Annotated in this window: 15 protein-coding genes and 1 riboswitch; of the genes, 7 read left to right on the top strand and 8 right to left on the bottom strand. The window is 65.6% G+C overall.

All coding sequences use genetic code 11. From position 1 onward, the window contains the following. Window positions 1-12: 12 nt before the first annotated feature. The gene (locus BerOc1_RS11335) at window positions 13-1,110 is read left to right on the top strand and encodes a linear amide C-N hydrolase (RefSeq protein WP_084641423.1); all 1,098 of its coding nucleotides are present in this window, start codon (window positions 13-15) and stop codon (window positions 1,108-1,110) included. A 128-nt stretch (window positions 1,111-1,238) separates the two neighbouring features. On the opposite strand, the gene BerOc1_RS11330 is transcribed toward BerOc1_RS11335, so the two are convergent. Then, complete coding sequence (locus tag BerOc1_RS11330; RefSeq protein WP_071545806.1) at window positions 1,239-2,570, bottom strand: M48 family metalloprotease; 1,332 nt, start codon at window positions 2,568-2,570, stop codon at window positions 1,239-1,241. A 165-nt stretch (window positions 2,571-2,735) separates the two neighbouring features. Here BerOc1_RS11330 and BerOc1_RS11325 point away from each other — a divergent pair, with 165 nt between their 5' ends. Further along, window positions 2,736-3,452, top strand: a complete 717-nt coding sequence (locus tag BerOc1_RS11325; protein ID WP_071545805.1) for a glutamine amidotransferase — start codon at window positions 2,736-2,738, stop codon at window positions 3,450-3,452. Here the strand turns inward: BerOc1_RS11325 and BerOc1_RS11320 are convergent, their stop codons facing one another. Next, complete coding sequence (locus BerOc1_RS11320) at window positions 3,453-4,199, bottom strand: substrate-binding periplasmic protein (protein ID WP_071545804.1); 747 nt, start codon at window positions 4,197-4,199, stop codon at window positions 3,453-3,455. A gap of 71 nt (window positions 4,200-4,270) precedes the next feature. After that, entirely contained in the window at window positions 4,271-5,014 is a 744-nt protein-coding gene (locus BerOc1_RS11315) for a substrate-binding periplasmic protein (RefSeq protein ID WP_129586526.1), read from the bottom strand. A 113-nt stretch (window positions 5,015-5,127) separates the two neighbouring features. On the opposite strand from BerOc1_RS11315, the gene BerOc1_RS11310 reads away from it, so the two are divergent. Beyond that, the gene (locus BerOc1_RS11310; RefSeq protein ID WP_071545802.1) at window positions 5,128-5,523 is read left to right on the top strand and encodes an RlpA-like double-psi beta-barrel domain-containing protein; all 396 of its coding nucleotides are present in this window, start codon (window positions 5,128-5,130) and stop codon (window positions 5,521-5,523) included. Window positions 5,524-5,607: 84 nt separating this feature from the next. Here BerOc1_RS11310 and BerOc1_RS11305 read toward each other — a convergent pair whose 3' ends face one another. After that, complete coding sequence (locus tag BerOc1_RS11305; protein ID WP_071545801.1) at window positions 5,608-5,898, bottom strand: YciI family protein; 291 nt, start codon at window positions 5,896-5,898, stop codon at window positions 5,608-5,610. A gap of 272 nt (window positions 5,899-6,170) precedes the next feature. Between BerOc1_RS11305 and BerOc1_RS11300 the strand changes: the two genes are divergently transcribed. Beyond that, window positions 6,171-6,698: a DUF4410 domain-containing protein gene (locus tag BerOc1_RS11300; RefSeq protein WP_071545800.1), complete on the top strand. Its 528-nt coding sequence runs from the start codon at window positions 6,171-6,173 to the stop codon at window positions 6,696-6,698. Window positions 6,699-6,797: 99 nt separating this feature from the next. Here the strand turns inward: BerOc1_RS11300 and uvrA are convergent, their stop codons facing one another. Beyond that, window positions 6,798-9,560, bottom strand: a complete 2,763-nt coding sequence (gene uvrA / locus BerOc1_RS11295) for an excinuclease ABC subunit UvrA (protein ID WP_071545799.1) — start codon at window positions 9,558-9,560, stop codon at window positions 6,798-6,800. Window positions 9,561-9,669: 109 nt separating this feature from the next. Between uvrA and BerOc1_RS11290 the strand changes: the two genes are divergently transcribed. From BerOc1_RS11290 to BerOc1_RS11280, 3 genes are all read left to right on the top strand, one after another. Continuing rightward, the gene (locus BerOc1_RS11290; RefSeq protein WP_165610815.1) at window positions 9,670-10,140 is read left to right on the top strand and encodes a ferritin family protein; all 471 of its coding nucleotides are present in this window, start codon (window positions 9,670-9,672) and stop codon (window positions 10,138-10,140) included. Window positions 10,141-10,210: 70 nt separating this feature from the next. Next, a riboswitch (cyclic di-GMP riboswitch) is annotated at window positions 10,211-10,285 on the top strand. 56 nt (window positions 10,286-10,341) lie between these two features. Beyond that, entirely contained in the window at window positions 10,342-11,352 is a 1,011-nt protein-coding gene (locus tag BerOc1_RS11285) for an HD-GYP domain-containing protein (protein WP_084641417.1), read from the top strand. A gap of 82 nt (window positions 11,353-11,434) precedes the next feature. Next, complete coding sequence (locus BerOc1_RS11280) at window positions 11,435-11,719, top strand: DUF4911 domain-containing protein (RefSeq protein ID WP_071545797.1); 285 nt, start codon at window positions 11,435-11,437, stop codon at window positions 11,717-11,719. Between the two features lie 32 nt (window positions 11,720-11,751). Here the strand turns inward: BerOc1_RS11280 and BerOc1_RS11275 are convergent, their stop codons facing one another. The 3 genes from BerOc1_RS11275 to BerOc1_RS11265 are packed head-to-tail and all read right to left on the bottom strand — an operon-like array spanning window position 11,752 to window position 13,643. Continuing rightward, window positions 11,752-12,129, bottom strand: coding sequence for a PqqD family protein (locus BerOc1_RS11275; protein ID WP_084641414.1), 378 nt, complete (start codon window positions 12,127-12,129; stop codon window positions 11,752-11,754). Then, window positions 12,107-13,036 carry a hypothetical protein gene (locus tag BerOc1_RS11270; RefSeq protein ID WP_071545796.1) on the bottom strand — a complete coding sequence of 310 codons (930 nt, stop codon included), beginning with the start codon at window positions 13,034-13,036 and terminating at the stop codon, window positions 12,107-12,109. Before BerOc1_RS11270 ends, BerOc1_RS11275 begins: the two co-directional genes overlap by 23 nt. A gap of 1 nt (window position 13,037) precedes the next feature. Further along, window positions 13,038-13,643, bottom strand: coding sequence for a hypothetical protein (locus tag BerOc1_RS11265; protein ID WP_071545795.1), 606 nt, complete (start codon window positions 13,641-13,643; stop codon window positions 13,038-13,040). Window positions 13,644-13,822 lie beyond the last annotated feature (179 nt).

Raw genomic sequence — 13,822 nt, 5'->3', positions numbered from 1 at the left:
GGAGCTGATACCATGACTCTGACGGCAAGTAACCTGCCCGCATTCGGTCTGTTGGCGGCGCTGGCGGTCTTCGCAGTGATTCTGCTGGCCCATCCGCGCGCGGCGTCCGCCTGCAGCCGGGCCACCTATCTCGGCCCCGGAAACATCGTCATAACGACCCGCTCGAACGATTGGGTGGGCTCGCAGCACTCGAACCTCTGGATCTATCCCCGGGGGATCGAACGGGACGGCGCCGCCGGTGCCGACTCCCTTCGCTGGACGTCGAAATACGGCAGCGTGACCGTGGCCGGCTGGGACCTGACCACCATCGACGGCATGAACGAGGCCGGCCTGGTGGCCAACGTCCTCTATCTGGCCGAATCCGATTACGGAAAGCCGGTCCCCGGCAAGAAGGCCCTGTCCCTGGCGGCCTGGGGCCAATACGTCCTGGACAGCTTCGCCACCGTGACCGAGGCGGTGGAGGAACTGCGCAAGGCGGCGTTCTACATCGCCGCGCCCGGCACCCCGGACGGGCACGCCGGGACCGCGCACCTGTCGATCACCGACCCGAGCGGCGATTCGGCCATATTCGAATACCTCGACGGCCGCCTGGTCATCCATCACGGCCGCCGGTGCCAGGTCATGACCAACTCGCCCACCTACGACCAGCAGCTCGCCCTGACCGCCTACTGGGACGCCATCGGCGGGACCACCATGCTCCCCGGCACCAACCGGGCGAGCGACCGCTTCGTCCGGGCCTCCTTCTACATCAAGGCGATCCCGCAAACCGCCGACATCAACGAAGCGCTGGCCAGCGCGTTCGGCGTGATCCGCAACGTGTCCGTGCCCCTGGGCATCACCACGCCGGGCCAGCCCAACATCAGCTCGACGCAATGGCGCGCGGTCTCGGACCAGAAAAACAAGGTCTACTACTTCGAGTCGCCGCGCAGCCCCTACCTCGTCTGGATTCCCCTGGCCGAGATCGACTTCTCGCCCAAGGCCCCGACGCAAAAAATCAGCCTGACCCAAGGCTCCGTCCTGCTGGTCGACGGCAAACCGTTTTCCGGCGACGCCGCCCGGCTGGGCACCCCGGCGAAACCGTTCGCGTTCCTCGAAGCCGGAGCCCGGTAGAATCCGACTGCCACGAAAAAAAGCCCTGCCGCCGGACAACCAACCGTCCGGCGGCAGGGCTCATTGTTTCCAAAGCCTCTGAGCAAGAGGGGACGGCAACCCCGATGGAGAAAACCAACACGCCCCGCCTACCGCACATACCCCCACTCAACCAAGCGGTTGTATGCGTGTTGAGCCTGATCGCCCTTGTTCACCTTCTGCAGGAATTTATAATACAAATCAGCCGCTTCTCGCCGATGGTCCAGGCCTTCCTGGGCGTATCCCTTGTAGAAGCCCACGTAGGGGTTGCCGGGCAGGGCCTTGTCGTAGGCCTCGAAGCTGGCCAGGGCCTTGTCGTACTGTTTGGCCTTGAGCTGGAGCACGCCGGCCACCTGGCTGGCCTGGGGTTCGCCGGGGTAGACCTCGCTGGCGTGCTCGGCATAGGGCAGGGCAGCGCCGTATTTTTCCTGGGTGATCAGGATCTTGGACATAAGCAACAGGCCGGTATAGTCGTTGGGGGCCAGCTTCAGGGCCCGGCCCATCTTGTCCTCGGCCTCGGTGTACTTCTTCTCGCCGCCGAGCTTTTCCGCGTCCTGCATGTCCCGGATGGCCGGGCCGAGCTTGCGCAGGTCCACGGTGTTGTCCATGTAGCGCTCGCGGTAGAAGGCGTATTTCTTGGCCCCGTAATACTTCTTGTTCACGGCCTGGCGGGCCGTGGCCAGCCGCTCGGAACTCATGGGGTGGGTGGCGAACATGACCTCGATGGCGCTCGGCTCGCGCGAGTGCTGCTCGTTGAGCATCTCCATGAGCCCGACCATGCCTTCGGGGTTGTAGTCGGCGCGGGTCATGTATTCCAGGCCCAGGGCGTCGGCCTGGCGCTCGTCGTCGCGGCTGTAGGAGGCCAGGAGCAGCCCGGCCCCGAGACCTCCCAGGCCGCCCGCCACCGTGCCCCAGGCACCTCCGTACTTGGCCCCGATGGCCGCCCCGCCCAAGGTGCTCAGCCCGCCGATGACCATCTGCGAGCTCATGCGCGAGGCCGTGTGCCGCGCGTTGACGTGGCCGATCTCGTGGCCGAGCAGCGCGGCCATCTCGGCCTCGTTGTCCACGTTGAGCAGGATGCCGCGCGTGCAGGCCACGGTCCCGCCGGGAAAGGCGTAGGCGTTGACGTAGTTGGCGTTGACCACGTGGAAGTTGTAGGGCATCTGCGGCCGGTGGGAGACGTCCGCCAGGGACCGTCCCACGCCGGACACGTACTTGTTCAGCGAGGTGTCCAGGGTGGTTCCGTAGTCGTTGGACAATTGCTGGGGCGAGGCCTCCTTGTCCATCTTGATCTCCTGCTCCTCGCTGACCAGCATGAACTGGCTCTGGCCGGTGACCGGATTCTTGGCGCACCCGGCCAGCCCGGCCGCGGCCACGGTCATTGCCCCGGCCCTGAGAAATTCCCGCCGCGACGGGCGTGGACGTATATGCATCGGTTTCATGGTCGGCTCCCTGTATTGGTCTGGCCCAGCGTAGCCCAAACCCGCGCGCCTGTTCAACCCTGGACACGGACCTGGGCGGCCGGAACAGGCGATATTGACACCCTATCCGGGTTGGGACATCATTACTCTAGCATAGCCAATTAACTACATTTTCGTAGGACAAAAATGCATAAATTCCTGATTGTGAAAGTGGGCGGCACCTTCGCCGACTACGCGGCCGAGCGCGGTGATTTCGAGGACTGGACAGCGCGGGGCATGGCCCTTGCGGACGGCTCGTGGGAGTGCGTCAACGCGCAGGCCGGGGAATTCCCGCCCGATCCGGCGGGCTACGCGGGCGCGGTGATCACCGGCTCCCACGACATGGTCACGGACGCGCTCCCCTGGATCACGGACGCGGCGGCCTGGGTGCGCCGGGCGGTCCGGGCCGGGCTGCCCGTGCTGGGGATCTGTTTCGGGCACCAGCTCATGGCCGACGCCCTGGGCGGCCGGGCCGACTACCACCCGAGCGGGGTGGAGATCGGCACGGCGGACATCACCCGCACCCGCGCCTCCGCGGACGACCCGCTGTTTCGCGGGCTGCCCGAGGTCTTCCCGGGCCATGTGACCCACTCCCAGACCGCGCTGAAGCTGCCCGAGGGCGCGACGCTGGTGGCCACGGGCTCCCACGACCCGCACCAGGCCTTCCGCGTGGGCGAATCCGCCTGGGGCGTGCAGTTCCACCCCGAGTTCGACGCGCCCGCCATCCGCGAATACATCCGCCGCCGCGAGGCCGACCTCGAAGCGGCGGGCCGCGACGTGGCCGCCATCCGGGACACGGTGCGCGACACGCCGCAATCAGCCTCCCTGCTCCGGCTGTTCGCGGATTATTGCCGGTCCCGCTAGCTAATTGCCGTCCAGCTCGCGCCAGTGCTCCTCGGCGTGCAGTTCGCGCAGGGCCTTTTCCAACCGCGGCACGATGTCCGCGTTGTTCCTGTGGAGATAGTGGTAGAACGGCTCCCGGTACACGAGCGGCTCCAGCTGGCGGATGCCGCCATACCGCCCGGGGTGGGCGGCGATGGCTTTCTCCGCGCCGCTCCGGCTGCACAGGACGATGTCGATGCGCCCCTCCAGGAGCATGCTGAACAGGGCGTCGTACGACGTGACCTGTTCCAGAAAACGCCCCTTCATGATCTTGTCGGCCCAGACGATCCCGTACAGGGAGCCCACCTTCATGCCCTTGAGCATCCCTTCGCGGTACCCGCCGACATCATCCCGCCCCGCGAGCACGTAGGCCGCGCCGCAAAAATCCATGAGCTTGACGTTCACCCGGACCATGGCAGGGAAACGGCTTTCCAGACCGGCGACGCGCCCGGCGTCCCCGTCCAGCGCCCCTTCCGCCGCCAGATACAACGAGCGCTTCTCGGGCATGGGCACAAACTCCACCGGCAGCCCGGCCCGTTCGTAGACCGCCGCCAAGCGATTTTTGGCCTCCACGGAAACCAGCGCGCCGGGATTGTAGCCGATGCGGTACGGACTCCGGGCCGGACACGACAGCGCGAACGCCAGGCACAGTGCGGCCACGGCGGCGACGGACAGGACGAATCCGGTCATGGCGCCGAAACGGGGCGTGGTGTGCGGGACGGACCTCATTGCCGCATTCCGTACCACGAATCCGCCGGACCGGGCAAAGGGTTCCTGGCGATGCCCGTGCGCGGCGCCGGTCAGTTCCCGTCATCCTCCCGCCAGTGGCCCTCGGCGCGCAGTTCGCGCAGGGCCTTTTCCAGTCTCGGCACGATGTCCGCGCACGCAATGTTGACGTAGTGGTAGAAAGGCACGTGATACACGGGCGGGTCCAGTCCGCGAATCCGGGCGTAGCGCGCCCTGTCGGCGCGGAAGACGTCCTCGGCGCTGAGCCGGCTCGCCAGGGCCAGATCGATGCGTCCCTCCAGGAGCATCCCGAACAGGGTCTCGTAGTTGTTGACCTGCTCCAGACGGTGCCCGTCCATGACCTTCTCGGCCCAGAGCACGCCGCGCACCGCCCCGGCCCGCAGGGTCGCGAGCAATTCCGGCCGGTAGTCCCCCATCCGCTGTCCCTTGACCACGTAGGCCACCCCGACCAGGTCCAAGAGCTTGACGTCCACCCGCACCAGGGTGGGGAACTTCCTTTCCAGGCCGGGGATGCGCCCGACGTCGCCGTCGATGACCCCGTCCACGGCCTGGACCAGGGACCGCTTCTGCGGCAGGGGCACGAACTCCACCGCCAATCCGGCCCGCTCGTAGGCCGCCTCCAGCCTGTCCCTGGCCTCCACGTGAATCCGGGCGCTCGGGGTGTAGCCGATGCGGTACGGCCCGCGCGCAAGACCCGGCGCCACGGACGACAGGCACCACGCCGCGACGGCGAACAGGACGAAACGGGCCACGGACCCGAAACGCGGCCTATGGAACAGGACGGTTCTCATTGCCATGGACCATAACACAAATCCGCCGAATCGGGAAAGGGAAGCCGCCTCCCGCTGCCGTCCGCGGCCAAAGACCGCCCGGCTTGCCCAATCGCCCGGGTCCGGGTACACAGAAGCCAATGAAGCGCGTCCTCATCCCCCTGCTCGCCGCCTGCCTGCTCATCCTGCTCGGCTACGCCATGAGCCAGCCCAACCGGGTGGCCTTCTGGAACAGCCTGGAGGTCACGGTCACGGCCTACAACTCCACCCGCGCCCAGACCGACGGCAACCCGCACCGCGCGGCCTGGAACAATCGCCTCAAGCCCGGCATGAAGGCCATCGCGGTCTCCCGCGACCTGATAAAACTCGGCCTGGACAACCGGACCGAGGTCTGGATCGAGGGCTTCGACGGCCCCTACCTGGTCCTGGACAAGATGAACCGGCGCTACCGGCGGCGCATCGACATCTACCTCGGCCGGGACGTCCGCGCGGCCCGCGAGTTCGGCCGCCGCAAGACGCGGATTTACTGGCGCTAGCGTCACTGCCGGGCCGACAAGACAGTGCGGCGGCCCATCCCGAAGGACGAACCGCCGCACCCGCTGTTCGCTGTAGGAAAAGACCTACGATTCCTTGTAGCCGCCTAAGTCCGGCGCGGTCTTGGTCGGCACGAACTCCACGATCTCGTACTCGGCCACGCCCTCTATAAGGAACGGGTCCTCTTGGATAATCTCCTCCACCTCGGCCCGCGACCCGGCCCGGGCGATGATCACCCCGCCCGTGCGCGGCTCCCGCCTCCCGGAAAACAGGAACGTCCCGGCGGCGTAGTGCTTTTCAAGATATTCGACATGCGGCGGAATGAGCCGGTCGATCTCGGAGAGGGGCTTCACATACGTCAGATGGAGAATGAACATGGGGTAACTTCCTGCTTGGGTTGATGAGCCGGAACATATAGACTTGTTTCCCGAAAAAGAAAAGAAGGAGCCGCCGGTCCCGCTTTTCCTTGCCGGAAAGCCATGCCGGCCCGGGATGCCCGTGGCGCTGCGGTGCCGCAAGACCGCATCATATGGAACAAATGCTCATTTGGACACCGCCTCGTCTGTCTTGATTAATATTAAGAATTATGAAAAAGGCTTTCCTATTCGAAGTCGTTTCCCGCCATTTCCCAACCAACTCAGGAGTTCTCATGAAGAAGTTTCTCCCGCTCTTGCTCTTGGCCGTTCTGCTCGGCGCGTGCGGAACGCATCGCCATGACATGGAGTTTTCGGCCGGGAAAACGGCCATCCCTGCCTCCGCCAAATACCGCGTTGAGCCCGCAGAGGATGACACGGGCTTTACCTTCGATGAAAAGGAGGAATCCATCGACATAGGGAAGGCCATGACCGACGCGCTTATCCTCAAGCTGCGGGAGGAAAACCTGTACGCGGAAAATTCCGTGGGAAGCTTTGCCGTCAAACCCACGGTCACGGGATACGAGCCGGGCAACGCTTTCGGCCGCTGGCTCATGCCCGGAGTGGGCTCGACCAAGGTCGAGGTCTCAAGCGCTGTACTGGACCCGGAACAACAGACCATAGGCAGTATCAAGACAAGGAACACCGTTGACGGCGGCGGCGCTTTTACCGTCGGGGCCTGGAAAACCGTTTTCGAGGACGCCGCCGAGGAAGTGGTCAAGGAACTCAAGGAGTCCATGGGCTTGATCGCCGAATCCAAATAGCCCTCTCGGCCGCCCGATACAACCGACTCAAGCAGAACGGCCGCTCCCCCTTCCCGGGCGAGCGGCCGTTTTCTGTTGCAGAACAGTCCGACAAGAAGCCTACACCAGGAACTTGCCGGTCACCGACTCGGGGTTGGCGATGATCTCCTCGGGGGTGCCGGAGGCCACGATCCGGCCGCCGTGTTCGCCGCCGCCCGGGCCGAGGTCGATGACGTGGTCCGAGGCCATGATCACGTCGGTGTTGTGTTCGATGACGATAACCGTGGCGTTCTTGTCCACGAGCTGGTGCAGCACGCGGATGAGTTTGCCTACCTCGTGCATGTGCAGGCCGGTGGTGGGCTCGTCCAGGATGTAGAGCGCGCCGGGCAGGGAGCGCTTGCCCAACTCGCGGGATATCTTGATGCGCTGGGCCTCGCCGCCGGACAGGGTGGTGGCGGGCTGGCCGAGGCGGACGTATTCCAGCCCCACGTCGGCGAGCACGTCGAGCTTGCGCATGAGCGCCGGGTGGTTGGCGAAGAACTCTCTCGCCTGGCGCACGGTCATGTTGAGCACGTCGGCGATGTTCTTGCCCCGGTATTCGACCTCCAGCGTCTGGGCGTTGTAGCGCTTGCCCTTGCAGGTTTCGCAGGTCACGTAGACGTCGGGCAGAAAGTGCATCTCGACGCGGATCTGGCCGTCGCCCTTGCACGCCTCGCAGCGCCCGCCCTTGACGTTGAAGGAGAACCGGCCCGGCTGGTAGCCGCGCGTGCGCGACTCCTTGGCCCCGGCGAATATCTTGCGGATCTCGTCGAATATCTTGGTGTAGGTGGCCGGGTTGGAGCGCGGGGTGCGGCCGATGGGCGACTGGTCGATGGAGATGACCTTCTCGATCTTGTCGATCCCCTGGATGCCGCCGATCTTGCCGGGGTCGTTGGCCTTCTGGCCCTGGCGCAGGAGCAGGTGCTTGTACAGGGAATCCATGACCAGGGACGACTTGCCCGAGCCGGACACGCCGGTCACGCAGGTCATGACCCCGAGCGGGATGTCCACGTCCAGGTCCTTGAGGTTGTTGGTCTGGACCTTCTTGAGGGATATGTGCCCCGTGGGTTTGCGACGGGTCTTAGGCGGAGCGATGAACAGGTCGCCGCGCAGGTACTTGCCGGTCAGGGAATCGGCCTTGAGCAGCTGGTCCACCGGGCCCTGAAAGACGATCTCGCCGCCGAGCCAGCCCGAGGACGGACCGATCTCGATGACGTGGTCCGCCTCGCGTATGGTCGGCTCGTCGTGCTCGACCACGAGCACGGTGTTGCCGCGCCTTTGCAGCGAGCGCAGGGTGTCGATCAGGCGCTGGTTGTCGCGCGGGTGCAGGCCGATGGACGGCTCGTCGAGCACGTAGGTCACGCCGACCAGGCCGGAGCCCAGCTGGGAGGCCAGGCGGATGCGCTGGGCCTCGCCGCCCGAGAGCGTGGCCATGTTCCGGCCCAGCGACAGATATTCCAACCCCACGTTGACCATGAACCCGAGGCGGTGGGTCAGCTCCTTGAGGAGCGGCTCGGAGATGAGCGTGTCGTGGCCGGAGAATTCGAGGCCCTCGAGCCATTCCAGGGCGCGCTGGATGGACATGGAGGTGAACTCGACCATGTTCTTGTCGGCCACGCGCACGGCCAGGGCCTCGGGCTTGAGGCGCGCGCCTTCGCAGGACGGACATGGTTTGGACTGCTGGAACCGGGCGGTCCAGTGGTCCCAGACGCCCGCCTGCTCGCGGCCGTATTCCAGGATGGGCACCACGCCGGGCCAGCCCGTGGTCCGGTCGCCGAAGAAGAGCGCCTCCCAGGCCTTGTCCGAAAACCGGTCCAGGGGCGTGTCCAGGGTGAAATCGTGCCGCTGGCCGAGCTTCTTGAGCTGCGGCCCGTACTGGCGCTGGCGGGTGGCGTTGTTCCAGGGGATCACGCCGCCCTCGTTGAGGGACAACCCCTTGTTGGGCGCGATCAGGTCGGGCTCGAAATACTCCACGGAACCGATGCCGTTGCAGGTCGGGCAGGCCCCCTGGGGCGAGTTGAAGGAAAAGAGCTGCGGGGTCAGGCGCGGCATGGATATCTTGCACGACGGGCAGGTGGACAGGGTGGACATGAAGGTGTCGCCCGGGTTGTCGCCGCCGACCACCGAGACGATCATGCGCTCGTCGCCCTTTTCCAGGGCCAGTTCCACGGAGTCGGCCAGCCGCTTCTTGATGCCGTCCTTGATGACCAGCCGGTCCACCACCAGGTCGATGGTGTGCTTCTTGTTCTTCTCGAGCTCGGGCACCTCGTCCAGGGAGTACAGCTCGCCGCCCACGCGCACGCGCACAAAGCCGTCCTTCTTGAGCTTGGCGAAGAGGTCCTTGTGCGTGCCCTTCTGGTGCTCGACCAGCGGGGCCAGGAGCATGAACTTGGTGCCCTGCTCCATGGCCAGGACGGTCTGAACGATCTCGTCCGTGGTCTGGGCCTCGATGGGCTTGCCGCAGGACGGACAGTAGAACTTGCCCAGCCGGGCGAAGAACACGCGCAGGAAGTCGTAGACCTCGGTCACGGTGCCCACCGTGGAGCGCGGGTTGCGCGTGGCGGTCTGCTGCTCCAGGGAAATGGCCGGAGAGAGCCCCTCGACCTTGTCCACGTCCGGCTTGTCCATCTGGGGCAGGAACTGGCGCGCGTAGGCGGAAAGCGATTCAACGTAGCGGCGCTGGCCCTCGGCATAGACGATGTCGAACGCCAGCGTGGACTTGCCCGACCCGGACGGGCCGCAGACCACCACCAGCTTTTCGCGGGGGATGTCCAGGGTCAGGTCCTTGAGGTTGTGGTGACGGGCGCCTTCTATATGAATGGATTTGGAGTCGGTCGTGTTCATCGGGGGAGAGTAACCATTCCTGGAAGCAAGGCAAGCGCCAAGAAGGAAACAATCGAGGCCGGGGCGAAAGTCGCGTCCCTGGTTGACGCGCCGCCGCTTCCCGGACAATATGTCCACCATGTCAGAACCCAACACCCTCGGCGCGCTGCTCGATCTCGTGGCGCGGCTGGAAGACGCGGCCCTCGGCTTTTACGCGGAGCTGCGGGAGCGCTGCCCGGACAGCCCGGAGGCGGCCGAACTTCTGTCGGCCATCATGGACGACGAACGGCTCCATGCCCGCACGGTCCGGGACATCTCCGCCTCCCTGCCCGAGTTCAGCCGCCAAACGGCCGTGCCGTCCGACATCATCGAACGGATGGAGCAGACCCTGGAATTCGTCCAAAGCCGGGACGAGGAGCTGTTCGCCTCTCCGGACGCCACCTGCGCGGCCATCGAGCGGATCGAGTCCATGGAATTCGACGTGGTCCTGTCCCTGGTGAACGTCCCGGAGGTCGAGTTCGACTTCACGGGCCAGTACGTGCGCAACCAGGCCGTGGACCACACCAACAAGGTCTACCGGTTGCTCCGCTCCCTGGGCTGATTCCTCTGTACGCGGACGCCCTTTTGCAGAAGCTTTACAGCCCCCAACGCAGCGCGTATAGGCCCTAATTAAGAGAGACTGCCAAACCCGTCGCGAGACGGGGACGGAAAGCCACGGGCCTCACGCAGGCAGCCGGGTTGCCGACGCTCCTTCCGACACCCCGCGCCCCTCGCCCGACCACGGCTTCCCCAAGGAGAACGCATGGGCAACACCCCTTCCGCCGGAAACGGCGAACATAAAGCCAACAACGGCAACGGCCAGGGCATGGTCAAGGTCTCGCCCTACATGGTCATCCCCTCCCGCGTGGGCGGCTTTTCCCTGTACCTGAAACAGGGCGGCAAGCTCGTCCTGTACGCGGAAAAGGGCGAGCTGTTCACCGACGAGCACAAGCAGCGCCTCGGCCTGCTCGGTGTGGACCACCTCTACGTCCGGGCCGCGGACTACGTCCATTTCACCCGCTACGTGCAGGAAAACATTCTCGATCTCATGGACGACGAGGCCATTCCGGTGGGCGAGCGCGCCCGGATATGGAGCGACGCCACCGTGTCCCTGGCCCGCGAGGCGTTCGACCGCTCCCTGCCCAAGCCCGTGGACAAGCGCCGCTTCCAGCGCATCCGCTCGCTCATCGCCGACTCGTTGCGCTTCCTGTCCCGGGACGACGCCCTCAAGGAACTCTCCCGGTTCATCCGCGAGGGCGAGGAGATATTCCAGCACGGCATCGGGGTCATGGTCCTGACAGTGACCACCCTGTGCTCGTTCATGAAGGAGGACTCGGACCTGCTGGTGGCCGTGGGCATGGGGGCCATCCTCCACGACATCGGCAAGCTGGAGCTGCCCCAGGATATATTCAACAAGAAATTCGATACCCTGAGCCGGGCGGACAGGGACCTGGTCAAGTCCCATCCGGCCCTGGGCGTGGGCGTGTGCTCGGCCCTGCCCCTGCCCCAGGAAACGCTGCAGTGCATCCTCTTCCACCACGAGCGCGAGGACGGCCTGGGCTACCCGTCCGGGTCCACCGGCAACATGCTGCCCTCCTACGTCAAGGCGCTCATTTTGTGCAACGAGTACGACACCCTGACGCGCGGCCGGGAAGGCCGCAAGTTGACCCCGTTCGAGGCCCTGGCAAGGATCAAGTCCATGCGCAGCGCATACGACATGGACATGCTCCGGCGGCTGATCGAGGTCCTGGCCAAGGCGGACTTGACCTCGTAGGCCTGCGGCTCGCTTTGAAAGGATAAAGAAGGCCCCCGAAAACCCATTTGCCTTTTCATCCGGTGGAGGCTAGACAGCCTCCATGGCATCCCCGTCCCGCCGCAGGCCCCGGAAAAGGGTCTGCCCCCCTCCCCCGCAGTGGTCCGGGCGGACCTACGTGCGCATCGACCCGAGCGACATCGGGCTCTTCCGCTTCCTGCTGGAAGGCTACGACAACCTCGGCGTGTTCACCGTGGTCAACAAGTTCAAGGGGATTCTCCTGCTCCGCTACAGCCCGCACCTGGCCCGCGAGATGCGCGTCTTCCTCAAGGCGGCGGCCACCGAGATGAAGGTGGAGATACTGCCCGCGCCCCTGAAGGATTCCTGATTCCGGCGGATGGCCCGTCTTCGGAATCCGCTCTATTTCAGACCGATTATTCCGCGCTGCCCGATCGTCTTGATGAACGCGGTCACCGCCAGTTCCGACTCCCGGGGCTGGACCTGGTACGTCTCGGCGAACGCCTCGGCGATGTCGCGCACGGACCGCTCGCCGTCGATATGGCGCCAGACGAATGTGCCCATCTCGTCGAGCTCCACGGTCTTGGTCATGGGGCTGCCGTCCCACAGGCCGACCTTGTCGGCCAACCGGCCGAACCACGGCTTGACGGCCAGGGGATAGGCGAGCCGGACCAGGCCCTCCGGCAGCTCGGTGACGGCCACGGCCTCGTTGCGCATCGGGACCATGCGCAGGGCCTCGGCGCGGGATATGGTCGGCTCAGGCCGTTTCTTCCGGAACAAGGGTGAAGCTCCCGCAGATGTCGTTGAACGTGGAATCGGCTAGGGGCGCGACGCCCTCGGCCGTGACCGCCAGCACGGCGTTGCCTTCGTCCGGGGTCCAGGCCCGGCCGCAGGTCTTGATCTCCCGGCGCAGGGCCTTGCGCAACAGCGAGGTCCTGGCGGTTCCCCGCCAATCGACCCGGCCCGGGCCGTTGTCCATGGCCGCGAGCGTGGGCGGCGCGTGGGCCAGCCTTTCGCGGCACCACGCCTCCAGAGTGGTCCCCTTGAGCAGGACCGAGGCCGGGGCGAAGCGTTCGAAATCGAGATGCGTGCCCGGCCCCTTGCCCGTGTCCGCGCGCCCGCCGCGTTTGCCCGAGGCGGGCCGCCACCAGGCCACCCGGTAGTGGCCGGGCCTAAACGAAAAGGTGTCCAGCGCGAAGTCGGCGGGCACCCGCGCGGCCAGACCGAACATGGCCCACGGCACGGTCTTGCCCCCGGTGTGGTCGCGCAGGGTGGCCAGGACACCGGCGGCCCTGGGCTCGTCCTCTTCGCCCCGGATGAAAAACTGGATCAGGCAGGCCAGCCCGGTGCCGGGATGGTGCAGGGCCGCGCCCAGCCCCCGGCTCCCGTCGGCCTTCCATAGAAAGCTTTTGGCCCGTAAGCCGGACTCGGCCAGCCGGTCCACGGCCCGCGCCCAGGCCTCCGGGATCTCGGCCGCGTCCGCCGCGCGGACCACGGCCCCTTTGTTGCCCTTGGTCAGTTTCCTGAGATGCTTGTCAAAGGAGAAGGAGCCCTGCACGCGGTTCCACTTCAATTCGCAGACCGGGCCGAGACCGTCCGCCAGGAAGAGCCCGTCGCGCTCGATGGCCGAGGGCTCCCAGCCGGAAGGCGCGGCCAGCCCGATGCCGTTCCAGGCGAAATCGGCCATGCTAGTGGGGCACGTAGGCGTCCAGGGAACCGATTCTGGTCATGCCCATCTTGCCCTTGGTCCCATCGTGCTTGGCCTTGTAGCACTTGTATTCCTCGTCCATCAGAGACTCGTCGGTCATCTTGATGGACACGCCGGGCCGGATTTCCTTGTCGCGGCTCCACATGAGCACCAGCGAGATGCGCCCGCCCTTGCCGTCCGTGAAACGCCACTCCCAGGCGATGACGTTCTTGAAGGTGTCGCCCAGGTACTTGTCCGGCTTGCCGAAATCCGCCTCGTAGCGGTCGTAGAGCCGGTTGAACAGCCCCTGGCCGTGGTCGTTGAACTTGAGCTTGATGCGCACCAGCCGGTCGCCGCCCACGCAGTTGCCGAAGGCCAGACTGCCGCCGCGCACGCCCGGCAGGTTCTCGGCCTTGATCAGGGACTCGGACAAAAACGGCGCGTCCGACACCGGGATGGCCTCCCCCTCGCGGCAATAGTCCTCGTAGTGCTCCACCGAATCGCCCAGGGTGAACCCGGCCAGGGAGGTGGGGAACCCCTCGGCGGCCAGGGCGGGCGTCGCGAAGAGGGCCGCCAGGGCCAGAAGCAGGAAACATGCTCTTCTCATATTTATCGCCTACGTTTGTTTTTTTTACGCTTGTCCGCGCTGTGTTCACCACTTATGATTAAACAAGATCAGGCCGATTGGCAAAGGAATAGGCGACAAACAGGGAAGGGTGGATGCGAACAGAACCGGCCATGCCCGCATGGCGACCGTTCCTGTACTACGCGCTGGCCGTGGCCGGC

Source organism: Pseudodesulfovibrio hydrargyri (genome assembly GCF_001874525.1).
Lineage (GTDB): Bacteria > Desulfobacterota > Desulfovibrionia > Desulfovibrionales > Desulfovibrionaceae > Pseudodesulfovibrio > Pseudodesulfovibrio hydrargyri.
The sequence above is the reverse complement of the archived record's forward strand: the minus strand, read 5'-3'. Positions and strand labels throughout refer to the sequence as shown.